A 24,063-nucleotide genomic window follows, 5' to 3' on the forward strand; every position below is an offset into this window, starting at 1 on the left:
AATACCCCGAGTCGAGTCGAGTCGTAATGCCCCTGGCGTGCGGCCGAGTTGGGGGTGCCGAAGCGAATGGGGCCGCACGTGTGTGACACGTAAGTAGCACAGATGGTTGTGCGGTTGCTGAGGGCGATCTACATCACGTCCGGATGGTGGACGAACAGGCTACTTGCGTACGTGTTGTATCTAAGCTGTAGGCATGAGCCTGGCCGTCAAGCAGCCCCCCGCCGCCGACCGTGTCTACTCCCATGTCAAGCAAGGCGTCCTGGACCGCCACTACGAAGGCGGCGCGCTCCTCACCGAGGGCGAGCTGGCCGAGGCCGTCGGGGTCTCCCGCACCCCCGTCCGCGAGGCGCTGCTGCGCCTGGAGGCCGAGGGACTGATCAAGCTCTACCCGAAGAAGGGCGCCATGGTGCTGCCCGTCTCCGCGCAGGAGATCGCCGACGTGGTGGAGACCCGGATGCTGGTCGAGGAACACGCGATGCGCAAGGCCGTACCCGCGTCGGCCGCGCTGTTGACCCGGCTCCAGGAACTGCTCGACCGGCAGAAGGCCGAGGCCGCCGCCGGTGACCTGGCCGCCGCGGCCGTCACCGACCGCTGCTTCCACGCCGAGATCGTCCGCGACGGCGGCAACGGGATCCTCTCCCGCCTCTACGACCAGCTGCGCGACCGCCAGCTGCGGATGGGTGTCGCGATCATGCACGCGCACCCCGACCGCATCGCCAAGTCGCTGACCGAGCACGAGGAGATCCTGGACGCGCTGCGCGCCGGGGACGCGGAGCGCGCGGTCGAGCTCGTGCACCGGCACGTCGACTGGTTCGCGCACCTGGCGCGGGGTGAGGTCCGATGAGCCGCGGCAGCGCGTCGCTGCCCGGCGACCCTCCGGGCGGCCGCCGGGCCGTCGCCGTCTGGTGCATAGGCGTCTCGGTCTACTTCGTCGCCGTCATCTTCCGCACGTCCCTCGGGGTCGCCGGCCTCGACGCGGCGGACCGTTTCCACGTGGGCGCGTCGGCCCTGTCCACGTTCTCGATCCTCCAGCTGCTGGTGTACGCCGGCATGCAGATACCCGTCGGCCTGCTGGTCGACCGCCTCGGCACGAAGAAGATGCTGACCATCGGCGCCGTGCTGTTCACCGCCGGGCAGCTGGGCTTCGCCTTCTCCCCGTCGTACGGCACCGCGCTCGCCTCGCGCGCGCTGCTCGGCTGCGGTGACGCGATGACGTTCATCAGCGTGCTGCGGCTCGGCACCCGCTGGTTCCCGGCCCGGCGCGGGCCGCTCGTCGCCCAGCTCGCCGGTCTGGCCGGCATGGCGGGCAACCTCGTCTCCACGCTGGTCCTCGCCCGGCTGCTGCACGGCATCGGCTGGACCCCGGCGTTCGCGGGCAGCGCGCTGGCCGGTGTGGTCGTCCTGGTCCTCGTCTTCCTGTTCCTGAAGGACCACCCCGAGGGGTACGAGCCGGAGCCCTTCCCGCACCAGGGGGCGGCGTACGTACGGAAGCAGATCGCCGCGTCCTGGCGGGAGCCGGGGACCCGGCTGGGCCTGTGGGTGCACTTCACCACCCAGTTCCCGGCGATGGTGTTCCTGCTGCTGTGGGGGCTGCCGTTCCTGGTCCAGGCGCAGGGCCTGTCCCGCGCCACGGCCGGGGAACTGCTGACCCTGGTCGTCCTCTGCAACATGGTGGTCGGGCTCGTCTACGGCCAGATCGTCGCCCGGCACCACACGGCGCGGCTGCCGCTGGCGCTGGGCACGGTCGGGGCGACGGCCGTGGTGTGGGCGGCGACGCTGGTGTATCCGGCCGACCGTGCGCCGATGTGGCTGCTGGTGGTGCTGTGCGCGGTGCTGGGCGCGTGCGGGCCGGCGTCGATGATCGGCTTCGACTTCGCGCGGCCCGCGAATCCGCCGGAGCGGCAGGGGACCGCGTCCGGGATCACCAACATGGGTGGTTTCACGGCCTCGATGACGACGTTGTTCGCGGTGGGTGTGCTGCTGGATGCCACCGGCGACAACTACTCGGTGGCCTTCTCGTGCGTGTTCGTGCTGCAGGCGCTGGGGGTGAGTCAGATCCTGCGGTTGCGGGGGCGGGCGGTTCGGCGGGAGCGGGAGCGGCTGGTGGCGAGCCGGGTGGAGACGGTGCACGTGCCGGCGTGAGTTTTTTCTCCCACCCACGCACCACCCGTTCACCGTCGGCAGAGAGGCCGGGCGACCCGCGGGGGCGACCATCGCCGGCGGCTTTCCGCACGACGCCTTCCGCCTGCGGCGCTGCCTGCCCGGCTTTCTCGCGGGGTTTCCCCGCGCCGCCTTCCCGCGCAGTTTCCCCGCGCCGCTCTCCCGCGGGGTTTCCCCGCGCGGCTTTCCTGCGGGGTTTCCCCGCGTGGCTTTCCTGCGGGGTTCTCCGCGTGGGTTCTCCGCGTGGCTTTCCTGCGGGGTTCTCCGCGTGGGTTCTCCGCGCGGCTCTCCCGCGCAGCCTCCCCGCGTGGCTTTCCTGTGCGGTTTCCCCGCGCGGCTTCCCGCCCCGGAGTCAGGCCTTCGTCGGTACGAGGGTCAGGTAGGCCAGGCCCAGTACGCCCCGGTACGTCAGCCAGGCTGCTCGGTGGGTGTCCAGGCGGGCTCGGGTTTCTGTTGCCAGGGGGTGGGCGGGGTTGGTCGCGAGCCATACCTCCGTGTCTGCCTGGTACGCCGACTCGAACTCCTCCCACTCGTCCAGGCTCGCCGTCTCGATCCACTCGGGGCGGAAGCCGGCGGCCACCGCGAGGTCGACGAGAGTGGCCAGGTCGTGGTGGTCGGAGGGTGACGCGCCCGGCCACATTCCGGCGAGCTCCGCCTCGGTCGGGGTGCGCTGCCAGAAGCCCTCGCCGAGCAGGACGCGCCCGCCGTCGGCCACCAGCCGCCGCAGCTCCCGCAGGGCCGGCCCGAGATCGTCGCCCAGTGCCTGGCTCGCCCCGAGGCACAGCACCACGTCGGCCGGGCCCCGGCCGGTGCCCATCGCCGACTCCTCGGCGAACTCCACCCGGCCGGCCAGCCCCCGCGCTCCGGCGGCCCGCCGCCCCCGCTCCAGGTCCGCCGCGTTCACGTCCACGCCGACCCCGTGCGCCCGCGGTACGGCCGCCAGCAGCCGGAGCATCAGCTCGCCCCAGCCGCAGCCGATGTCCAGCACGCTGCCGGGCTGCACCCCCGCGAGGCGCCGGACCATCGCGGTCGCGCGGGCCTCGGAGAGCGGGCCGTGGAAGGTGAGCCGGGTGAGGCGGGGCGGCAGGTCGTCCGGCAGGTCGTGCTGCGGTGCGGTGGCAGTGGTCATGCCGGGAAAGATAGGTCGTGACGGCCACCGAGGGGCACCGAATTACCGGCGCACCCCCGCGTACTCTTTTCCCGCTTTTTTCCGGTCTTTTACTGCGTGACCGTGAAGTTGCGCAGGATCGCCGTCGTCAGCTCCGGGTCGCCCTCCGCCTTCACCCGGTCCGCGACCGCGTCCGGGGTGGTGCGGCCGCAGGCCAGGCGGACGTAGGTCTCCCAGTCGAGGGTGAAGACGGCGGCGGGGCCGAGCGCCGGCGTGGTCTCCAGGCTGCCGCGGCCCTGGATGTCGATGCGGATCGTGCGCAGGAACTCGACCGGCCCGTGCACGTCGAAGATGACCGCCGAACTGCGCGGCGCGTCGGAGTCGTTGGCGACCACCCGGGGCAGCTCGCCGAGCAGCACGTCCCGGGCGACCAGTGCGCCCGGCGAGTCCAGGTTGCCCGGCCGGCCCAGCGCCGCCCGCAGGTCCTGCTCGTGCACCCACACGTTGAACGCGTGGTTGCGCATGGCCTCTTCGAGGGTGATCTCCTTGCTCATCGGCCCCCGCACGAGGTGCCCCGGCGCCCGCGACTCGTTGCGCAGCTGGCGGTTGCGGCGGATGACCGTGTACTCCAGCTCCGAGGTCATCTCCGGCGCCGTGTGGTGGCGGCGCACGTCGACCTGCATCTCCGTGTAGCGCTGGTGCTCGTTGGTGACGTGGTAGAGGTCGCGCGGCAGGGTGTGGATGGGGCGCGGGTCGCCGAGCATCTCGTTGTCCAGGCCGATGACATGGGACACCACGTCCCGCACCGACCACCCCGGGCACGGTGTCCGCCGGTTCCACTCGCCCTCGACAAGCGGCGTCACCAGCTCGGATATCGCTTCGATGGAGTGGGTCCACGCGTCGGCGTAGGGCTGGAGGGTGGGATGCAGACTCACGGAACGGGACCCCTCGGCGGTCGGTACTCGGGCAGGTGGTGGCGGCGCTGCCAGTGGGAGATGGCTGCTGTCGGCGGGTGTCTTGAGACGCTAAGTTACGCTGCTGTGAGGCACCCCGGCAGTGCTTTCGTGTGACGATCGTAGGCCCGTGTGGACGACTCGAATGCCAGGACGGTGGTAGTGTGCGCGCCTCGCTCATCCAGATCGACGTAAACGAGGGCGAATCCGTCGAATCCCGTCGGCAGCGCGTGACCGCACTGGTGCGCGAGCAGGGGGATGCCGATCTCGTCGTACTGCCCGAGCTGTGGACGACGGGCGCGTTCGCCTACGAGCAGTTCGCCGCCGAGGCCGAGCCGCTCGAAGGGCCGACGTACGAGGCGATGGCGAAGGCGGCGAGCGACGCGGGCGTCTGGCTGCACGCCGGCTCGATCCCCGAGCGCGACCCGGAAGGCCCTCTCTACAACACGGCTCTCGTCTTCTCCCCCTCCGGTGAGCTGGCCGCGGCCTACCGCAAGATCCACCGCTTCGGCTTCGACAAGGGCGAGGCGGTGCTGATGGGCGCGGGACACGAACTGGTGACCGTCCGGCTGCCCGGGACCACGCTGGGCGTGGCCACCTGCTACGACCTCCGTTTCCCCGAACTCTTCCGCGGACTCGTCGACGCCGGCGCCGAGACGCTGGTGCTCTCGGCGGGCTGGCCCGAGCGGCGACGCGCGCACTGGACGCTGCTGGCCCAGGCGCGGGCGGTCGAGAACCAGGCGTTCGTGCTCGCGTGTGGAACGGCCGGGACGCACGCCGGGGTTCCCCAGGCCGGTCACTCGATCGTGGTCGATCCGTGGGGCGAGGTGCTGGCCGAGGCGGGCGCCGGCGAGGAGATCCTCACCGTCGACCTCGACCCGGCCAAGGTCGCCGCGACCCGGGAGCAGTTCCCGGCCCTCAAGGACCGCCTGCTGGGCCTCGAACCTCCCCGGCGCCGGGGACCCCGGCCCTAGTCCTCCTCCCGCTCCTTGTCGGAGAGGTGGATCACGCACACCGCCACCGCGATCAGCAGCGCCGGGTCCGCGTCGTCCCGCACCACGTCGACGCCGTAGGTCTCCCGCACGTGCAGCCAGCGCCGGGAGACCACGGCCAGCAGCTCACCGTCGTACTCGACGGCGAACTCCCGGTCGAGGATCTTGCCGCTGACGTCGAGCTCGGTGCCGTCGACCAGGCGCACCCGGTAGTGGTTGCGCAGCAGCGACAGCCGCTTGCGCCTGATGGTCGCCAGGGGCTCGCCCTCGCGTTCGATCACCATCGTGTCGCGCAGGGCGAACATCTTCTGGTGGAAGTCGACGAGCACGCGCCCGTGCCGGTCCTTCAGCTCGAACGTGTCGCGCACCCGCATGGCCTTGCCGTCGACGAGGAAGACCTTGTCGCCGTGCTCGTCCTCGATCCAGTAGTCCTCCCCGAAGCCGAGGAGCCGGTCGCGTACCAGGAATCTCATGCGGTTACCGTTCCCCGGTCCGGCGTGATCATCACTGGACCGCGGCGAACGAGGGCCACCGCCGCCACCGGGCCGGTCCCGTGCGCGCCGCATCCCCGGCCGGCCGGGGGCTGGAATTCATCGGGCCAAAAGGTGTCCGGCACATGAACTACCCCCGTCTGCGGACAAGTTGCCCAACCCTTCGGGCGGGTCGCGAGTCGGACGTTGCGTAAGGCGCCCAGCTCTGAACGTCCCTTTCGGAGGTTTCGCCCATGCTCTCTCGCCCCACCCGCAGCCGGGTGATCCGCACCGCCTCGGCGGCGGCGCTGGCCCTCGGCACGGCCCTGGCCCTGCCGCTCACCCTGGCCGGCACCGCGGGCGCCGCCACGGCGCCGGCCACCGCCTCGGTCAACCAGTACGACTGGCAGCTCACCTACCAGGCAGCCGCCGGGCAGACCAACAAAGCCGTCGTCACCGCGTCGCTCACCGCGGACCGCACGGGCATCACCTACGTGATCGAGGACGCCGTGCCCATCAGCGCGGGCCACGACTGCGTGTACCCCGACAGTTCGGACCACACGACGGTCTCCTGCACGGTCACCAACGTCGACAGCCAGGACCCGTACGCCGCCCTCGTCGTCAACCTCGGCGACGGCAACGACATGGTCGCGTACAAGAACTCCACCGATCAGATCTACTACTACGCCGAGATATCCCTGGGCTCCGGCAACGACCGGGCGGCCGACTACGGCCGCCTCGACGGCGCCTACGTCTCCGGCGGCACGGGCAACGACACCATCACCGTGGGCAAGGAGGGTTTCGCCTGGGGCGGCGACGGCAACGACACGGTCAACGCGAGCGGCGGGGACAACATCGTGCAGGGCGGCAAGGGCGACGACGTGCTGCGCGGCGGAGCCGGAGCCCAGTACCTGTCCGGCGACGACGGCAGGGACACCATCACCGGCGGCACCGGCGCCGACACTCTCTACGGCGGCAAGGGCAACGACGTCCTGTACGGCAACAGCGGGAACGACAAGCTGTACGGGAACAGCGGCAACGACAGGCTGTACGGCGGTCCCGGCCGGGACACGCTCTCCGGCGGCCCCGGGACCGATGTGACCCGCCAGGACTGACGGCCGGGGCGACGAGCGCGGGAGCGCCGCGGGGATTGTCAGCCGGGGATGGCACTCTTGATTCATGAACCACGCATCCCCGGCGCCCACCCCGCGCCGTGCCCGCGTCCGTGCCCCCGAGCTGATCGGCAAGGGCGGCTGGCTGAACACCGGCGACAAGCAGTACACCCTCGCGGACCTGCGCGGGCGGATCGTCATCCTGGACTTCTGGACGTTCTGCTGCATCAACTGCCTGCACGTCCTCGACGAGCTGCGTGAGCTGGAGGAGCGGCACCGGGACACCGTGGTGATCATCGGGGTGCACTCGCCGAAGTTCGTGCACGAGGCCGAGCACCAGGCGGTCGTCGACGCCGTGGAGCGCTACGGCGTGGAGCACCCGGTGCTCGACGACCCGGAGCTCGCCACCTGGAAGCAGTACGCGGTCCGGGCCTGGCCGACGCTGGTCGTGATCGACCCCGAGGGGTACGTCGTCGCCCAGCACGCCGGCGAGGGCCACGCGCACGCGATCGCGCGGCTGGTCGAGGAGCTGGAGGCGGAGCACGCGGCGAAGGGCACCCTGCGGCGCGGGGACGGCCCGTACGTGGCGCCGGAGCCGGAGCCGACCGCCCTGCGCTTCCCCGGCAAGGCCCTGCTGCTGCCCTCGGGGAACTTCCTGGTCAGCGACACCACCCGGCACCAGCTGGTGGAGCTGGCCGAGGACGCGGAGACGGTCGTACGGCGGCTCGGCTCCGGCACCCGCGGTTTCACCGACGGCACGGCGGACACCGCCTCCTTCAGCGAGCCGCAGGGCCTCGCGCTGCTCGACGACGGCTCGGTGGCCGTCGCCGACACCGTCAACCACGCCCTGCGCCGCCTCGACCCGGCCACCGGCGAGGTCAGCACCCTCGCCGGCACCGGCCGCCAGTGGTGGCAGGGCTCCCCGACCTCCGGTCCGGCCCGCGAGATCGATCTCTCCTCCCCCTGGGACGTGGCCGTCTTCGGCGGCAAGGTGTGGATCGCCATGGCGGGCGTGCACCAGCTGTGGACGTACGATCCGGAGACCGGGACGGTCGCCGTCGCCGCCGGCACCACCAACGAGGGGCTGGTGGACGGACCGGCGGCCGAGGCCTGGTTCGCGCAGCCGTCCGGTCTCGCGGCCACCGCCGACCGCCTCTGGCTCGCCGACTCCGAGACGAGCGCCCTGCGCTGGGTCGACCCGGACGGGCACGTCCACACGGCCGTCGGCACCGGCCTCTTCGACTTCGGCCACCGGGACGGCGCCGCCGACCAGGCCCTCCTCCAGCACCCGCTGGGCGTCACGGCGCTGCCCGACGGCTCGGTCGCGGTGTCCGACACCTACAACCACGCGCTGCGCCGCTACGACCCGGCGACCGGCGAGGTCACCACGCTGGCGACGGACCTGCGGGAGCCGAGCGACGCGGTGCTGGCCGGCGACGAGATCGTGGTCGTCGAGTCGGCCCGCCACCGGCTGACCCGGCTGCGGCTGCCCGAGGAGGCGGTCCGGGTGGAGTCGGTCGCCCACCGCACCCGGCGCGCGGCGACCGAGGTCGCCCCGGGCAGGCTCCGGCTGGACGTGGTCTTCCAGGCCCCGACGGGCCAGAAGCTCGACACGCGCTACGGCCCGTCGACGCGCCTGCTCGTGTCGTCGACCCCGCCGGAGCTGCTGCTCAAGGGCGAGGGCGCCGACACCGACCTGTCGAGAGAGCTGGACCTGAACCCGGCGGTGACGGAGGGCGTCCTGCACGTCTCGGCGATGGCCGCGTCCTGCGACGACGACGAGGCTGGGGGCACCTCCCGGTCGAAGACTGGGGGAGAATACCCGGCCTGCCATGTGCACCAGCAGGACTGGGGGGTGCCGGTGCGGATCACGGAGGGCGGTGCCGACCGGCTGCCCCTGGTACTTGCAGGAATGGACGAGCAGCAGCCCGCCTAAGGGGCGCTGGGGGAGGAACTGCGCGCTCAGCCCCCACGCACCCGCAGCCGAAACACAACCGGCTACCGCCGTCGCGGAACCAGCTTGAACACCGCGACCCCGGCCGCCACCAGCGTCGTGGCCGCCACCACCATCGCCATGCTGTTGATCCACAGCCCGGTGGCGGCCAGGGTCGCACCGCCCGCGCCCGCCGTGCCCGCGCCGATCACTCGTCCGTACATGTCGTTTCTCCCATGAGGGTTAGGTAGCGACCCACTTCTCCTCGCTGCGGCGCACCAGCCCCCACAGCGAGGTGAAGTAGACGGCGTGCTGGAAGAGGTCGTAGAGCATCTCCGGGATCATCACGGCGGCGACCAGGACGGCTTTCGGTCCCGCGCGCCGTACGGAGACGGTCTTCTCGACGATGAAGATGAGCCCGATCGCCGTCCAGAACGGCGACAGGCCCGGCCAGCCGTACAGCGAGGTGTACGCGGCCATGTAGGTCAGGTAGACCAGGAACGAGAGCGCGCCGAAGCCCATCAGGAACTGCTGCATGAAGTAGCGGGCGGTGACCCGGGTCCAGCCGTAGTCGCGGAGGTTCTCCAGCGCGCCGCGCTGCCAGCGGAGCCGCTGGTGCCAGAGTTTGGGGAGCGTCGGCATGACCTCGGTGGTGACCGCGCAGCCCGCCGGGGACATGGCCCGGTAGCCGAGGGTCTTGACCGCCTTGGTCATCTCGTCGTCCTCGGTGAGCGAGGCGAGGCTGTAGTAGCCGGTGCCGCCGCCGAGTTCGCCGGCGCGGCGGGCCGCGCGGACCTCGCGCAGCACCCGGGCGCGGAACATCGTGCCGGTGCCGGTGAGGACCTGCGCCCTGCCGCCGGTGCGCTCCAGTTCCCACGCGTAGCGGTGGAACTCCATGCGCTGCAGCAGGCCGAGGAAGCCGCCGCCGTCCTCGCCGTAGAAGACGCCGCCGACCGCGCCGACCTTGCGGTTGAAGGTGGCGAGCGCGGTCTCGGCGAACCAGGGGTTGAGGACGGTGTCGGCGTCCTGGACGAGGAGCAGGTCGCGGTCGTCCAGGTGCGGCAGTACCCAGGCGATGGCCTGGTTGAGGGCACCGGCCTTCTTGTGGGTGTTGCCCTGGGTGGGGAAGACGTGGGCGCCGTGGGCGGCGGCGACGGCGGCCGTGTCGTCGGTGCAGTTGTCGGTGACGACGACGATCAGGTCGGGGCGCCGGGTCTGTTCCCAGAGGCCGTCGATCGCGGCGGAGATACGTTCCTGCTCGTTATGGGCCGGGATCAGGACGGCGAGTCTGGGTCTGTCGCCCGGTTCCTCGGGCGCGGCGTGGGCACGGCGCGTGGCGTGACGGCGCACGGCTCGGTACCCCCCTGTCGTGAAGACCTCGGTGGGTCCGGAAGCCGATGTTCCGGACCCGTCGGTGATCGACAGTCTTCACGAAATCCCTACAACTCCGGTAGTTGAACGCTGTAACGGATTGCTCACGGTTGCCTGTGATGACCCTGTGGGTGGTGCTGTGTCCGTTACGCGCCGTACCCACCGTCATGGGCACCTGCCCCCGGCCACCCTCCAACTCCCCCCCGACTAGCCTTCCAGGAACGCCACCAGCGCGTTCGCCAGCAGGAACGGGTCGTCGGCGCCGCACAGTTCGCGGGCGCTGTGCATGGAGAGGATGGCCGTGCCGATGTCGACGGTCCGGATGCCGTGGCGGGCCGCGGTGATCGGGCCGATCGTGGTGCCGCACGGCATCGAGTTGTTGGAGACGAAGGTCTGGAACGGCACCCCGGCCTTCTCGCAGGCGGCGGCGAAGACCGCGCGGCCCGAACCGTCCGTGGCGTAGCGGTTGTTGACGTTGACCTTGAGGATCGGGCCGCCGTTGGCGCGGGGGTGGTGCGTCGGGTCGTGGCGCTCGGCGTAGTTGGGGTGGACGGCGTGGCCCATGTCGGAGGAGAGGCAGACGGTCCCCGCGAAGGCTCGCGCCCGGTCCTCGTACGACCCGCCGCGCGCCAGCACCGAGCGCTCCAGCACGCTGCCGAGCAGCGGACCGTCCGCGCCGGTGTCGGACTGGGAGCCGGTCTCCTCGTGGTCGAAGGCGGCGAGGACGGGGATACAGGGCAGCTCCGGGCCGCCGCCCGTCGCCACGGCCGCCAGCGCCGCCGTACCGGCGTGCACGGAGAGCAGGTTGTCCATCCGGGGACCGGCCATCAGCTCCTGGTCGCGGCCCAGGTAGGCGGGCGGTTCGACGGGGTAGGTCATCAGGTCCCAGCCGGTGACCGAGCCGGCCGGCAGGCCCGACTCCTGCTCCAGGAAGGCGATCAGGTCGCCGTCGCGGACGTCGTCGCCGAGGCCCCAGACCGGCTGGAGGTGGCGCTGCTTGTCGAGCTTGAGGCCCTCGCTGCTGACCGAGCGGTCCAGGTGGATGGCGAGCTGCGGCACCCGCAGCAGCGGCCGGCTCACGTCGACGAGGCGGGTGGAGCCGTCGCGCAGGCTGAGCCGGCCGGCCAGGCCCAGGTCCCGGTCGAGCCAGGAGTTCATGAGCGGTCCGCCGTAGATCTCCACGGCGACCTGGCGGAAGCCGTGCGCCCCGGTGTCGGGGCGCGGCTTCACCCGCAGGTTGGGGGAGTCGGTGTGGGCGCCGACGATCCGGAACGGCGTGTGGGGCGCGGCGCCCTCCGGGACGTACCAGGCGATGATCGCGCCGCCGCGCAGCACGTACTTGCCGCCGGAAGTGCCGTCCCAGGCATCCGTCTCCATGACCTGCCGGAAACCGGCCTTCTCCAGCCGCTCGCCGGCGTTCGCCACGGCGTGGTACGGCGTGGGGCCGGCCGCGAGGAAGGACATCAGGTCGTCGGTGTGGCCGCGATCGAAGCGGGAGGGTTCGCTCATGTCCTTCACCTTAACGACGTACGGTGGCCCGCTCCCCGGAGAGGGAGCGGGCCACCGTGGCGGAACCGGGGCCGGTCAGAAAGCGGCCTCGTCCAGCTCCATCAGGTCGAGGTCGACGTCGGCCGCGACCTTGCGGGCCAGGGTGACGCCCGGCAGCACGTTGGCCGCGAAGAACTTCGCCGCCGCGATCTTGCCGGTGTAGAACGCCTTGTCCTTGTTCGAGGCCGTCTCCAGCTTCTCGGCGGCGATCGCGGCGCCCTTGAGCAGCAGGTAGCCGACGATCACGTCGCCGGAGGCGAGCAGCAGGCGGGTGGTGTTCAGGCCCACCTTGTAGATGTTCTTGACGTCCTGCTCGGTGGCCGCGAGGTCGGTCAGCATCAGGCCGACGATCGCCTCCAGCTCGACGGCCGCCTTCGCGAGGTGCTCGCGGGCGCCCGCCAGCTCCTCGCCGCCGGTGCCCAGCGCCAGGAACTTCTTGATGTCCTCGGCGAGGGAGTTCAGCGCCGCGCCCTGGTTGCGGACGATCTTCCGGAAGAAGAAGTCCTGGCCCTGGATGGCGGTGGTGCCCTCGTACAGGGTGTCGATCTTGGCGTCGCGGATGTACTGCTCGATCGGGTACTCCTGCAGGAAGCCGGAGCCGCCGAAGGTCTGCAGCGACTGGGCGAGCTGCTCGTAGCCCTTCTCGGAGCCGTAGCCCTTGACGATCGGCAGGAGCAGGTCGTTGAGCGCGTGCTCGGCCTTCGGGTCCTCGCCGTTCGCCTCCTTGACCGCGATCGCGTCCTGGACCGAGGCGGTGTAGAGGACGAGGGCGCGCATGCCCTCGGCGTACGCCTTCTGCGTGATCAGCGAGCGGCGGACGTCGGGGTGGTGGGTGATGGTGACCTTGGGCGCGGTCTTGTCCAGGAAGTTCGCCAGGTCCGGACCCTGGACGCGCTCCTTGGCGTACTCCAGGGCGTTCAGGTAACCCGTGGACAGCGTGGAGATCGCCTTCGTGCCGACCATCATCCGGGCGAACTCGATGATGCGGAACATCTGGCGGATGCCCTCGTGCTTGTCGCCGATCAGCCAGCCCTTGGCCGGGTGGCGGTCGCCGAAGGTCATCTCGCAGGTGTTGGAGGCCTTGAGGCCCATCTTGTGCTCGACGTTCGTCGCGTAGACGCCGTTGCGCTCGCCCAGCTCGCCGGACTCGCCGTCGAACAGGTACTTGGGCACGAGGAAGAGGGAGAGGCCCTTGGTGCCGGGACCGGCACCCTCCGGCCGCGCCAGCACGTAGTGGAGGATGTTCTCCTCCATGTCGTGCTCACCGGAGGTGATGAAGCGCTTCACGCCCTCGATGTGCCAGGAGCCGTCCTCCTGCCGGACCGCCCTGGTGCGGCCGGCGCCGACGTCCGAACCCGCGTCGGGCTCGGTGAGCACCATGGTCGAACCCCAGGTCCGGTCCACGGCGAGCTGCGCCCACTTCTTCTGCTCCTCGGTGCCCTCCTCGAAGAGGATGCGGGCGAACGCCGGGCCGGAGGAGTACATCCACACGGCCGGGTTGGCGCCGAGGACCAGCTCCGCGTACGACCAGATCAGCGACGGCGGGGCGGTGGTGCCGCCGATCTCCTCGGGCAGGCCCAGGCGCCAGTACTCGGAGTCCATGAAGGCCTTGTAGCTCTTCTTGAAGGACGCCGGGACCGGGGCGGTGTTGGTCTCCGGGTCGAAGACCGGCGGGTTGCGGTCGGCGTCGGTGAAGGACTCCGCCAGCTCGTTCTCGGCGAGCCGGGTCAGCTCCTCCAGGACGCTCTTCGCGGTGTCGGTGTCCATCTCGGCGAACGGGCCGGTGCCGTACAGCTTGTCGCGCCCGAGCACTTCGAACAGGTTGAATTCGATGTCGCGGAGGTTGGACTTGTAGTGCCCCATGGTGACGCTCCGTATCCGGATCGGCGAGGCACTGAATCCTCGCGCAAGCTTTCACATACCAACGAGTAGCTCCGATGATGCTACCCGTCGGTAATAAGACGCAACCCCCATCGGGTGAAGTGTGAGAAGGGTCTACCTTCCCGCAGACCCCGCGTGTCTCGGTAGGCTTGCGCGCATGTATGGATACGGCCAGTCCATGGACGGTGGGGCCGCTCAGCAGCAGTACGCCTCGTCGCAGCAGCAGATGGCCGGCGGGCTCGGCGGGTACGGCCAGCAGCCGCCGCTCTACCCCGAGCCGTCCCCGCCCTCGCTCGCGGACGCGGTGCGCGCCTTCACCACGGGCCAGGTGACCGCCGAGGACTTCCAGCAGGTCTTCGCCACGTCCAAGGTGTACTGCCCGCGCGGCGACAACCCCGGGTTCCTGGCCCTGCACAACACCCAGCAGCCGGTGATCCCGATGTTCACCTCGCTGAAGGAGCTGCGCCGGTACGCCGGCAAGGAGTCCAAGTACTTCGTGATCACCGGCGCGGAGGTCATCGACCTCCTCCCGACCGGCTACGGCTTCGTCCTCGACATGGAGGGCGAGCACCGGATGGTCTTCGACGCGAAGGCCGTCGAGCAGATGGTGGACTTCGCGATGCGGCGGATGTACGGGTAGCCGCCGGACTCCGGGGAGCATCCTCCGGAGCATCGCCCTCCGGATACCGCCCTCCGAAAACCCACCCCCTCATTGTCACAGCCATGCCATAGGCTGCCTCCAGGCAGCCGCGCCCCGTACGCAACCGCTCTTCCGCGGTCGTGCACGGATGCCGCGCGGCGCTCTCATCCACCCGGCGAACCCGGGTTCTCACTGGGGGTTTCATCACTGTGCGCATGCGCAGCACTTCGGTCGCGACAGCGCTCGCGGTCGTCTTCAGCTCGGCGGCGCTGAGCGTCGTGGCGGCGGGGACCGCCTCGGCAGCCGCCACCACAGTCACCAACATCGGCGGGTTCGTCGTGGACGGCGCCCACCAGCGGGTGTTCGTCGGCGACGCGGCGAACGGCCGGATCCTCGCCTCCGACTACAGCGGCGCCCTCGTCGACTCGGACACCGGCCTCGGCAGCGTCAGCGACCTGGTCCTGTCGGACGACGGCAGCACCCTGTACGCGGCCCTGCCCAACACCCACCAGATCCTCGCCCTCGACCCGGCCACGCTGGACGTGAAGACGACGTACAGCATCCCGACCGACACCGGCCCCCGCCACCTGGCCTTCACCGGCGGCAAGGCCTGGTTCTCGTACGGCGACCAGTGGGACGGCGACATCGGCTCCATCGACCCGTCGGTGGACCCGGCGGGCGGGACCGACCCGGTCGCGATGGCGCAGTTCCCCACCGAGGGCACCTCGGTCGGCCTCTGGGGCCAGGCGCTGCTGGACACCGACCCGAACCGGCCGGGCGTGCTGGCCGTCGGCCAGACCGGCATCTCCACCGACTCCATGGCCGTCCTGGACGTCTCGGACGGCGCCCCCAAGGCCACCGCCTGGTACTTCGGCGACTACACCCTGAACCAGGGCATCGGGGACATCGACCTCGTCCCCGGCGCCGACCAGGTGCTGGTCAACGGCACCGACCGGGACGCGTGGGCGGACGGCAAGTTCAGCAAGGCCGGCTCCTACCCCGGCGCGCAGGGTGCCGACATCGCGCCGAACGGGCTGGTCGCCCAGTTCAATTCGGGCAAGGTCGCGGTCTACCGGACCGACACCACCACGCCGCTGCGCACCTACAGCCTCGGCACCTCGACCGACTACGTCACGGGCAACCTGCGCTGGGCGCCGGACTCCTCGCGGATCTTCGCGCTGGCGTCGAACGGCGGCTCCTTCACGCTCAAGGTCCTGAGCCAGCCGACGCTCAACGTGCCGACGCTCACGGTCAACGCCCCGAGCTCGGCGCCCCGCGCCAAGAAGCTCACCGTCACCGGCAAGCTCTCGGCGACCGTCGCGCTGCCCGCCGGTGTCAAGCTCTCGGTCACCCGCACCGACGTCGAGAGCCCCAGCGGCAAGGCGCTCGCCGCCGTCACCGTCAAGGCGGACGGCACGTACTCGTTCACCGACACCCCGCCGGCCGGCGGCACGGTCACCTACAAGGTCAGCTACGCGGGCGACGCCGACCACGCCGCGGCCACCGCCTCCGACAAGGTCGCGGTCTCGCGCGCGGGTACCAGCCTGAGCCTGAACAACAACGGCAAGCTGTACAACTACGGCGCCGACGTGAAGTTCACCGCGCACCTGGGGACGACGTACAAGAACCGCTCGGTCAAGATCTACGCGGACCCCTTCGGCGGTGACAAGGGCAAGAAGCTGATCAAGACCGGCAAGGTGGACTCCCACGGGAACATCGCCGCCTGGGTGGACATGACCCGGGACACGGCCGTCTCCGCGGTCTTCGACGGGGACGCCCGCTACGCGCCCAAGACCGTGAAGGTCACGGCCTACGCGCGGGTCAAGATCTCCACCTCGCTCTCGAAGTACTACAAGACGGCGAAGATCGGTTCGACGTCGTACCGCTGGTTCCACAAGAACACCAGCCCGGTGTTCAACACGACCATGACCTACTACCCGGGCCGCGAGCACCGCCTGGACCTGGAGGTCTACTACCAGGGGCAGTGGTACGAGACGGACTCCGAGTACTTCAGGCTCGGCACGAACGGCAAGACGTCCGTGCAGTTCAGCGCCCCCGGCGAGTCCGGCATCCGGGCGCGGATGCGTTCGGTGTACGTCAACGGCTCGTCCGGCGACACCGTGAACTCCACGACGTACGGCGCGTGGAACTACCTCTACTTCAGCAACTGATCCACGGCTGATCCGCCGATCGGGGGATGACCGGGCCCGGAGGGAATGTCCTCCGGGCCTTCTCCGTTGGGGGTAGCAGAAAGTTCAACGCTCAACTAAACTGGGCGCACAAGGAGGAGCCAACATGCCTGCAGTGACTGTCGAGAACCCGCTCACCCTGCCTCGGGTGGCCGCACCGGCCGACGCCGTGGCCCGTCCCGTGCTCGCCGTCACGACCGCGCCGAGCGGTTTCGAGGGCGAGGGTTTCCCGGTGCGCCGGGCGTTCGCGGGAATCAACTACCGCCACCTCGACCCGTTCATCATGATGGACCAGATGGGTGAGGTGGAGTACGCGCCGGGCGAGCCCAAGGGCACCCCCTGGCACCCGCACCGCGGTTTCGAGACCGTCACCTACATCATCGACGGGATCTTCGACCACCAGGACAGCCAGGGCGGCGGTGGCACCATCACCAACGGTGACACCCAGTGGATGACGGCCGGCTCCGGTCTCCTCCACATCGAGGCTCCGCCGGAGTCCCTGGTCGTGTCCGGCGGTCTCTTCCACGGCCTCCAGCTGTGGGTGAACCTCCCCGCCAAGGACAAGATGATGGCGCCGAGGTACCAGGACATCCGCGGCGGCCAGGTGCAGCTGCTGACGACCCCCGACGGCGGTGCGCTGCTGCGCGTCATCGCGGGCGAGCTGGACGGCCACGCCGGCCCCGGCATCACCCACACCCCGATCACGATGATCCACGCGACCGTCGCCCCGGGCGCCGAGGTCACGCTGCCCTGGCGCGAGGACTTCAACGGCCTCGCCTACGTGCTGGCGGGCAAGGGCTCGGTGGGCGCCGAGCGCCGCCCGATCCACCTCGGCCAGACCGCCGTCTTCGGCGCGGGTTCGTCCCTCACCGTCCGCGCGGACGAGAAGCAGGACTCGCACACGCCGGACCTGGAGGTCGTGCTGCTCGGCGGAGAGCCGATCCGTGAGCCGATGGCCCACTACGGCCCGTTCGTCATGAACACCAAGGACGAGCTCATGCAGGCCTTCGAGGACTTCCAGAAGGGCCGCCTGGGCACGATCCCGGCGGTGCACGGCATGACGGAATCCGGCCCGCAGGCGTAACCGACGATCCCCCCGAGAGGCCCGGCGCATCCCACGCCGGGCCTCCCGCCTTTCAGCACCTCGCTGATCTCGCCTCCACACGCCCGAGTGGTCCACCGCGCCTCCTCGGCCTCGCTTCGTCCCCGCCCGAGTGGTCCGCCGCGCCTTCGGGACCTCGCTCCTTCATCGCCCGAGTCGTCCCACCTGCCGTTTCGACCTCGCCTCTCCATCGACCGAGTCGGGTGGTGGGTGGGCGAAGGTCCAGGGGGTCCAGGGGGCGGAGCACCCTGGTGCGGTGCGTGGAGGCGGGTTCACCCGGGGGGAGGTGTACGGCGGGGCATCTGTCGGCCTCGCATGGTCCGCTAGGACCTGTGCAGCTGTTGCCCGAGCCCGTGCGCCGTTTCGCCGCGTGGTGTGCGGTGCTGCTGCTGGCCGCCGGAGTGGGGTACGTCGGCATCCGGCTCTGCTCGGAGTTCCGCACCGCGGTGACCCCGGTGCTCCTCGCCCTGCTCGGCACCGCCCTGCTCGGCCCGCTGTACCGACGGCTCGTGCAGGTCGGCGTGCACCGCTCCCTCGCCGCCGGACTCACCTGCGTCGCGGTCGTCGCCGTCGCCGGCGGTGCCGTCTACATCGTCGTCGCCGCCCTGGTCGACACCGGCGACCAGATCGTCGCCTCCCTCAAGCAGGCCGCGAAGTCCCTCGCCCGGCACTTCGGCGCCGCCGGGACCTCGGTCGGCGACCTGGCCGGCAGCGCGAAGGAGCTGCTCGCCAAGTTCGGCGGGACCGCCGCCTCCAACGTCATCAGCGGGGTGAGCGTGGTGGGCGAGGGCCTCGCCATGGCCGTCCTCGCGCTGCTGCTCGTCTTCTTCTTCCTGCGCGACTCGGACCGGGTCGTCGGCACCCTCAGGGCCGTCGCGCCCGGCTCCAGCGCCGACGTCGTCGAGGCCATGGCCCGCAGGGCCTTCGAGGGCATCGAGGGCTTCATGCGCGGCACCACCGTCATCGCGTTCATCGACGCCGTCTGCATCACCGTCGGCCTGCTGGTCCTCCGCGTACCGGGGGCCGTCGGACTCGGCGCGCTCGTCCTCGTCGGCGCCTACATCCCCTACCTCGGCGCCTTCATCTCCGGTGCCGTCGCCGTCCTGGTCGCCCTCGCCGACCGCGGCTTCGTCATCGCGCTGTGGGCGCTGGGCGTCGTACTCGCCGTACAGGTGCTGGAAGGACACGTGCTGCAGCCCATGATCCAGAGCCGGACCGTGCAGATGCATCCGGCCGTGGTGATGCTGACCATCACGGCCGGCGCCTCCGTCGCCGGGATCCTCGGCATGCTGCTGGCCGTACCGCTCACCGCGGCCGCCTTCGGGGTCGTACACGAACTGCGCGCCCGTTACGCCACCGGTGGGACGCCACCGGCCGACGCCACCGGCTAGGACCTGCCGGCCTCGTACAGTTCGAACCAGATGCTCTTGCCCTGCCCGCGCGGGTCGACGCCCCAGGCGTCCGCCAGGATCTCGGTCAGGACCAGGCCGCGGCCGGAGGAGGCCAGTTCGCCGGGCCGGCGCTTGTGCGGGAGGTCGTCGCCGGCGTCCGTGACCTCGACCCGCAGCCGCCGTTCGGGGGCCCGGCCGGAGACCTCGGCGAGCAGCAGCGCGTCCGCGTCGGTGTGCACGAGGACGTTCGTGAGCATCTCGGAGACCAGCAGCACCGCCGAGTCGACCTGGTCGGGCGAGCCCCAGTCGTGCAGCAGCTCGCGCACGTGCTGGCGGGCCTCGGCGACCCGCTCCGGCTCGTCCTGGGCCACCGACAGCAGGGTGCGGCGGATCCGCGGCCGTACGGCCAGCGGCTCGTCGCCGCGGTCACCGCCCGGCCGGGACAGCAGCAGGACCGCTATGTCGTCCTCGCGGCGGTCGGCCAGCGGCCCGGTGGTGTGGTGCGAGGAGGGCCCGTGCACGGCCTGGACCAGGCCGTCGGCCAGCTTCTCCAGGTCGCCGTCGCCGTGCTCCTCCATGATCGCCCGGATCCGCTGCCAGCCGCTCTCGATGTCGTGGCCGCCGGTCTCGATCAGGCCGTCGGTGCAGATCATCATGGTCTCGCCGGGTTCGAGGGCGAACCGCGTCGTCGGGTAGTCGGCGTCCGGGTCGATGCCGAGCGGCAGCCCGCCCGCCGTCGGCCGCCGCAGCACCGTGCCGTCGGCCATCCGGATCGTCGGGTCGAGATGGCCCGCACGGGCGATCTCCAGCACCCCGGTCGCCGGATCCGCCTCGACGTACAGGCAGGTCGCGAAGCGCAGGTCGGCGTCGTCCTCGGCATAGGTGATCCCGTGCAGGAAACGGGAGGCCCGGGAGAGCACCGCGTCCGGGCGGTGGCCCTCGGAGGCGTAGGCGCGCAGCGCGATCCGCAGCTGGCCCATCAGGCCCGCGGCCCGTACGTCATGGCCCTGGACGTCGCCGATGACCAGGGCGTGCCGGCCGGACGGCAGCGGGATCATGTCGTACCAGTCGCCGCCCACCTGGAGTCCGCCGCCGGTCGGTATGTAGCGGGCGGCCGTGTCCATGCCGGGTATGTCGGGGCCCAGCGTCGGCAGCATGGACCGCTGCAGGCCGTCCGTCAGCTCCCGCTCCGAGTCGGCGATCCCGGCCCGGGACAGGGCCTGCGCCAGCATCCGGGCCACCGTGGTGAGCACGGACCGCTCGTCGGGGGTGAACGACACCTGGTAGGTGAAGCCCGCCATCCAGGCGCCCATGGTCCGCCCGGCCACCGTCAGCGGCAGGAAGGCCCAGGACTGCCGGCCGAAGCGCTCGGCGAGCGGCCAGGTCACCGGGTAGCGCGACCTGTACTGCTCGGCGGAGGAGAGGTAGACGGCCCGGCCGGTCCGGGCCACCTCGGCCGCCGGGTAGTCGGTGTCCAGCGGCATGCTGCTGAAGGGGCTGTCCTCGTCGATCTGCTGGCCGTGGTGGCCGATCATCATCAGCCGGTCGCCCTTGACCCCGAAGACGACCAGCCCGTCCGGCGAGAACCCCGGCATCGACAGGCCCGCGGCGACCCGCAGCACCTCCTCCGTGGACCGCGCCTCGGCCAGCGCCCGGCCCGCGTCCAGCAGGAACGCCTCCCGGGAACGCCGCCAGTCCCCGGTGACCGGATGCTGCACGGCGGTGCCGGGGGACGGCTCGGAGACCTCCTGGATGGTGCCCGTCACCCGGTACACGCGCTCCTCGGAGTCGTACACCGGCCTGAAACGGCTGCGCACGGTACGGATCAGCCGGCCCCGCTCGTCCATGACCCGCAGCCGCACCTCCCCGAGGGTGCCCTCGACCGCGGCCAGCCGGGTGATGCTGGTGTTCTCGTTCCAGTCCACGGGATGGAAACGGGACCGGACCAGGGCCTCCGACAGGACGGACGGCTCGGCCGGCAGCCCGATCAGCCGGGCCGCCTCCGCGTCCGCGGTGACCAGCCCGGTGGCGGTGTCCCAGTGCCACAGCCCGGTCGCGAGGGCGGCGAGGACGTCCTCCACGGCGGGCAGGGGCTCGCCAGTTCGCATTGCCCCACTTTAAGAAGATGAGATCGAAGACTGCCACTGTTTCCACAGTTTCCCGAGGGATAAATGGTGCGGGACAAATGGCGGGGGATAAATGGTGGGGAGCCGATCTTTGCCTGCCCGGTACCCTTGACGGGTCCGGGCCCCGTGCCCGTTCTCGCCGGGACGGCAGACCCGGCAGTCACCACCTCTCTCGAAGGACGATGAACGACGATGCATCGGTACAGGTCCCACACCTGCGGCCAGCTCCGCGCCTCTGACGTCGGCACCGACGTCCGGCTCAGCGGCTGGCTGCACAATCGGCGCGACCTGGGCGGCATCCTCTTCATCGATCTGCGCGACCACTACGGCATCACGCAGCTCGTCGCCCGCCCCGGCACCCCGGCGTACGAGGCCCTGGACAAGCTCTCCAAGGAGTCCACGGTCCGCGTCGACGGCCGCGTTGTTTCACGTGGAACCGAGAACATCAACGCCGACCTGCCCACCGGCGAGGTCGAGGTCGAGGTGAGCGAGGTCGAGCTGCTCGGCGCGGCTGCCCCGCTGCCGTTCACGATCAACACCGAGGACGGGGTCAACGAGGAGCGGCGCCTGGAGTACCGCTTCCTGGACCTGCGCCGCGAGCGCATGCACCGCAACATCATGCTGCGCACGGCGGTCATCTCCGCCATCCGCCACAAGATGGTCGCCCTCGGCTTCAACGAGATGGCGACGCCGATCCTCACCGCCACCTCCCCCGAGGGCGCGCGTGACTTCGTGGTCCCCTCCCGCCTGAACCCGGGCAAGTTCTACGCCCTGCCGCAGGCCCCGCAGCAGTTCAAGCAGCTGCTGATGATCTCCGGCTTCGACCGCTACTTCCAGATCGCGCCCTGCTTCCGCGACGAGGACGCCCGCGCCGACCGCTCGCCTGGCGAGTTCTACCAGCTCGACGTCGAGATGAGCTTCGTCGAGCAGGAGGACGTCTTCCGCCCGATCGAGCAGCTGATGACCGAGCTGTTCGAGGAGTTCGGCAACGGCCGCCACGTCACGTCCCCCTTCCCGCGGATCCCGTTCCGCGAGGCGATGCTGAAGTACGGCTCCGACAAGCCGGACCTCCGGGCCCAGCTGGAGCTCGTCGACATCACCGACATCTTCGAGGGCTCGGAGTTCAAGGCCTTCGCCGGCAAGCACGTGCGCGCGCTGCCGGTCCCGGCGGTCCAGGACCAGCCCCGCAAGTTCTTCGACCAGCTCGGCGACTACGCCGTCTCGCAGGGCGCCAAGGGCCTGGCCTGGGTCCGCGTCGCCGAGGACGGCTCCCTCTCCGGCCCGATCGCCAAGTTCCTCACCGAGGACAACGTCGCCGAGCTCACCAAGCGGCTCCAGCTGGCCGCCGGGCACGCCGTGTTCTTCGGCGCGGGCGAGTTCGACGAGGTCTCCAAGATCATGGGCGCGGTCCGGGTCGAGGCCGCCAAGCGCGCCGGGCACTTCGAGGAGAACGTCTTCCGGTTCTGCTGGATCGTGGACTTCCCGATGTTCGAGAAGGACGAGGACACCGGGAAGATCGACTTCTCGCACAACCCGTTCTCCATGCCCCAGGGCGGCATGGAGGCCCTGGAGAACCAGGACCCGCTGGACATCCTCGCCTGGCAGTACGACATCGTCTGCAACGGCGTCGAGCTGTCCTCCGGCGCCATCCGGAACCACGAGCCCGACATCATGCTCAAGGCCTTCGGCATCGCGGGCTACGACGAGGAGACCGTCGAGCGCGAGTTCGCCGGCATGCTCCGCGCGTTCCGCTTCGGCGCCCCTCCGCACGGCGGCATCGCCCCCGGCGTCGACCGCATCGTGATGCTCCTCGCCGACGAGCCCAACATCCGCGAGACCATCGCCTTCCCGCTCAACGGCAACGCCCAGGACCTGATGATGGGCGCCCCGACCGAGCTGGAGGAGACCCGCCTGCGCGAGCTGAACATCTCCATCCGGAAGCCGCAGCCGAAGTAAGGCACACCGGCACACCGGCACGCTGGCACACAAGCACGCAGGACCAGCACAGCTGAAGGAAAGGCTCGAAACCGGCGTCGGTTTCGAGCCTTTCGCTTGCGCACCGCGCATTCACAGCTCTCTCCGATGTTCGCACCGGCCCGGCCTTGTCTACGGTCCCTGACCATGACAGACACCCACACCCCCACAGATGCTCAATCCCCCGAGGAAAGAAGGAAGTTGGCCCGTCGTACGGTCCTGGCGGCGAGCAGCGTCGCCGTGACCGCGGTGGGCGTCGGCAGCGCCTTCGCGGCGACCGACGGCGCCACCGTCCCGGCGGCCGGCGCACGAGCCGAGGCCTCGCCCTCGTCCTCGGCCTCGGCCTCGGAGGGCGCCTGCTACACGCTCACGTCCGAACTGGTCGAGGGCCCGTACTACATCGACGCCGACAAGCTCCGCCAGGACGTCACCGAGGACCAGGAGGGCATCCCCCTGCACCTCACCCTCAAGGTGATCGACGCGGAGACCTGCAGGCCGCTGAGGAACGCGGCCGTGGACATCTGGCACTGCAACGCGTCCGGCGTCTACTCCGGGTACGAGGCGGTGGGCAGCGGCGGCGGTGGCGGCACCCCGCCGACCGGCACACCGCCCACCGACGCACCGACCGGCACCCCCACCGGGCCCCCGCCCGGCGGTGGCGGCGGCCACCAGGAGCCGACCGACGACACCCGTTACCTGCGCGGCACCTGGCACACGGACCGGCACGGACAGGTCACCTTCAAGACCGTCTTCCCCGGCTGGTACCAGGGCCGGTGCGTCCACATCCACGTCAAGGTGCACGTGGACGGCGAATGGACGGACGCCGGTTACGAGGGCGGCCACACCTGCCACACGGGCCAGCTGTTCTTCGACGAGAAGTCGGTACTGCTGTCGGCCGAGGTGGAGCCGTACGCGAGCAACACCACCACCCGCACCACCCTCGACGGGGACAGCATCTACCCGGACAACGGGCACGCGGGCGGCCTGCTCTACCTCAGGTACGACCGCCACCACATCGCCCGCGGCGTCCGCGGCCATCTGACCCTGGGCGTCGAACCGGACGAGACGAGCAACGGCTGACGGCCGTGGGACCCGTGGGACTCGCGGGACCCG

At 70.7% G+C, this 24,063-nt stretch carries 19 protein-coding genes; 11 read left to right on the forward strand and 8 right to left on the reverse strand.

Annotated features, from left to right (window positions below):
• The first annotated feature begins 193 nt into the window (after positions 1-193).
• Both ACFZB3_RS31225 and ACFZB3_RS31230 read left to right on the forward strand, forming a co-directional pair.
• Entirely contained in the window at positions 194-844 is a 651-nt protein-coding gene (locus tag ACFZB3_RS31225; protein ID WP_391381135.1) for an FCD domain-containing protein, read from the forward strand.
• Complete coding sequence (locus tag ACFZB3_RS31230) at positions 841-2,142, forward strand: MFS transporter (RefSeq protein ID WP_391381138.1); 1,302 nt, start codon at positions 841-843, stop codon at positions 2,140-2,142. Before ACFZB3_RS31225 ends, ACFZB3_RS31230 begins: the two co-directional genes overlap by 4 nt.
• Positions 2,143-2,512: 370 nt before the next feature.
• Here ACFZB3_RS31230 and ACFZB3_RS31235 read toward each other — a convergent pair whose 3' ends face one another.
• Positions 2,513-3,289 carry a methyltransferase gene (locus ACFZB3_RS31235; protein WP_391381140.1) on the reverse strand — a complete coding sequence of 259 codons (777 nt, stop codon included), beginning with the start codon at positions 3,287-3,289 and terminating at the stop codon, positions 2,513-2,515.
• 89 nt (positions 3,290-3,378) lie between these two features.
• The gene (locus tag ACFZB3_RS31240; RefSeq protein ID WP_391381142.1) at positions 3,379-4,203 is read right to left on the reverse strand and encodes a maleylpyruvate isomerase family mycothiol-dependent enzyme; all 825 of its coding nucleotides are present in this window, start codon (positions 4,201-4,203) and stop codon (positions 3,379-3,381) included.
• Between the two features lie 182 nt (positions 4,204-4,385).
• Here ACFZB3_RS31240 and ACFZB3_RS31245 point away from each other — a divergent pair, with 182 nt between their 5' ends.
• Positions 4,386-5,195 carry a nitrilase-related carbon-nitrogen hydrolase gene (locus ACFZB3_RS31245; RefSeq protein WP_391381144.1) on the forward strand — a complete coding sequence of 270 codons (810 nt, stop codon included), beginning with the start codon at positions 4,386-4,388 and terminating at the stop codon, positions 5,193-5,195.
• Here ACFZB3_RS31245 and ACFZB3_RS31250 read toward each other — a convergent pair.
• Entirely contained in the window at positions 5,192-5,686 is a 495-nt protein-coding gene (locus ACFZB3_RS31250) for an LURP-one-related family protein (RefSeq protein WP_391381146.1), read from the reverse strand. The genes ACFZB3_RS31245 and ACFZB3_RS31250 overlap by 4 nt on opposite strands.
• 251 nt (positions 5,687-5,937) lie before the next feature.
• Here ACFZB3_RS31250 and ACFZB3_RS31255 point away from each other — a divergent pair, with 251 nt between their 5' ends.
• Entirely contained in the window at positions 5,938-6,798 is an 861-nt protein-coding gene (locus ACFZB3_RS31255) for a calcium-binding protein (protein WP_391381148.1), read from the forward strand.
• Between the two features lie 64 nt (positions 6,799-6,862).
• Positions 6,863-8,731: a thioredoxin-like domain-containing protein gene (locus ACFZB3_RS31260; protein ID WP_391381150.1), complete on the forward strand. Its 1,869-nt coding sequence runs from the start codon at positions 6,863-6,865 to the stop codon at positions 8,729-8,731.
• A 62-nt stretch (positions 8,732-8,793) separates the two neighbouring features.
• Here ACFZB3_RS31260 and ACFZB3_RS31265 read toward each other — a convergent pair whose 3' ends face one another.
• From ACFZB3_RS31265 to ACFZB3_RS31280, 4 genes are all read right to left on the reverse strand, one after another.
• Positions 8,794-8,952: a hypothetical protein gene (locus ACFZB3_RS31265; protein WP_294008171.1), complete on the reverse strand. Its 159-nt coding sequence runs from the start codon at positions 8,950-8,952 to the stop codon at positions 8,794-8,796.
• A 19-nt stretch (positions 8,953-8,971) separates the two neighbouring features.
• On the reverse strand, positions 8,972-10,078 hold the full coding sequence (locus tag ACFZB3_RS31270; RefSeq protein WP_391381154.1) for a glycosyltransferase: 1,107 nt from the start codon (positions 10,076-10,078) through the stop codon (positions 8,972-8,974).
• A gap of 228 nt (positions 10,079-10,306) precedes the next feature.
• Positions 10,307-11,608 (reverse strand): M18 family aminopeptidase, encoded by a 1,302-nt coding sequence (locus tag ACFZB3_RS31275; protein WP_391381156.1) that lies wholly within the window; start codon positions 11,606-11,608, stop codon positions 10,307-10,309.
• Between the two features lie 75 nt (positions 11,609-11,683).
• Positions 11,684-13,510, reverse strand: coding sequence for an acyl-CoA dehydrogenase C-terminal domain-containing protein (locus ACFZB3_RS31280; RefSeq protein ID WP_391381158.1), 1,827 nt, complete (start codon positions 13,508-13,510; stop codon positions 11,684-11,686).
• Positions 13,511-13,685: 175 nt separating this feature from the next.
• On the opposite strand from ACFZB3_RS31280, the gene ACFZB3_RS31285 reads away from it, so the two are divergent.
• From ACFZB3_RS31285 to ACFZB3_RS31300, 4 genes are all read left to right on the forward strand, one after another.
• Positions 13,686-14,168 carry an SseB family protein gene (locus tag ACFZB3_RS31285; protein ID WP_391381160.1) on the forward strand — a complete coding sequence of 161 codons (483 nt, stop codon included), beginning with the start codon at positions 13,686-13,688 and terminating at the stop codon, positions 14,166-14,168.
• A 215-nt stretch (positions 14,169-14,383) separates the two neighbouring features.
• Positions 14,384-16,339, forward strand: a complete 1,956-nt coding sequence (locus ACFZB3_RS31290; protein ID WP_391381162.1) for an Ig-like domain repeat protein — start codon at positions 14,384-14,386, stop codon at positions 16,337-16,339.
• 124 nt (positions 16,340-16,463) lie between these two features.
• Complete coding sequence (locus tag ACFZB3_RS31295; protein ID WP_391381164.1) at positions 16,464-17,441, forward strand: pirin family protein; 978 nt, start codon at positions 16,464-16,466, stop codon at positions 17,439-17,441.
• Between the two features lie 350 nt (positions 17,442-17,791).
• Positions 17,792-18,850, forward strand: coding sequence for an AI-2E family transporter (locus tag ACFZB3_RS31300; RefSeq protein WP_391381166.1), 1,059 nt, complete (start codon positions 17,792-17,794; stop codon positions 18,848-18,850).
• Here ACFZB3_RS31300 and ACFZB3_RS31305 read toward each other — a convergent pair.
• Complete coding sequence (locus tag ACFZB3_RS31305) at positions 18,847-20,958, reverse strand: SpoIIE family protein phosphatase (protein ID WP_391381168.1); 2,112 nt, start codon at positions 20,956-20,958, stop codon at positions 18,847-18,849. The genes ACFZB3_RS31300 and ACFZB3_RS31305 overlap by 4 nt on opposite strands.
• Before the next feature lie 210 nt (positions 20,959-21,168).
• Here ACFZB3_RS31305 and aspS point away from each other — a divergent pair, with 210 nt between their 5' ends.
• Both aspS and ACFZB3_RS31315 read left to right on the forward strand, forming a co-directional pair.
• Complete coding sequence (gene aspS, locus ACFZB3_RS31310; RefSeq protein WP_391381170.1) at positions 21,169-22,932, forward strand: aspartate--tRNA ligase; 1,764 nt, start codon at positions 21,169-21,171, stop codon at positions 22,930-22,932.
• Between the two features lie 165 nt (positions 22,933-23,097).
• Positions 23,098-24,030: an intradiol ring-cleavage dioxygenase gene (locus tag ACFZB3_RS31315; protein WP_391381172.1), complete on the forward strand. Its 933-nt coding sequence runs from the start codon at positions 23,098-23,100 to the stop codon at positions 24,028-24,030.
• Positions 24,031-24,063 lie beyond the last annotated feature (33 nt).

Source organism: Streptomyces sp. NPDC008092 (assembly GCF_042957285.1).
Taxonomy (GTDB): domain Bacteria; phylum Actinomycetota; class Actinomycetes; order Streptomycetales; family Streptomycetaceae; genus Streptomyces.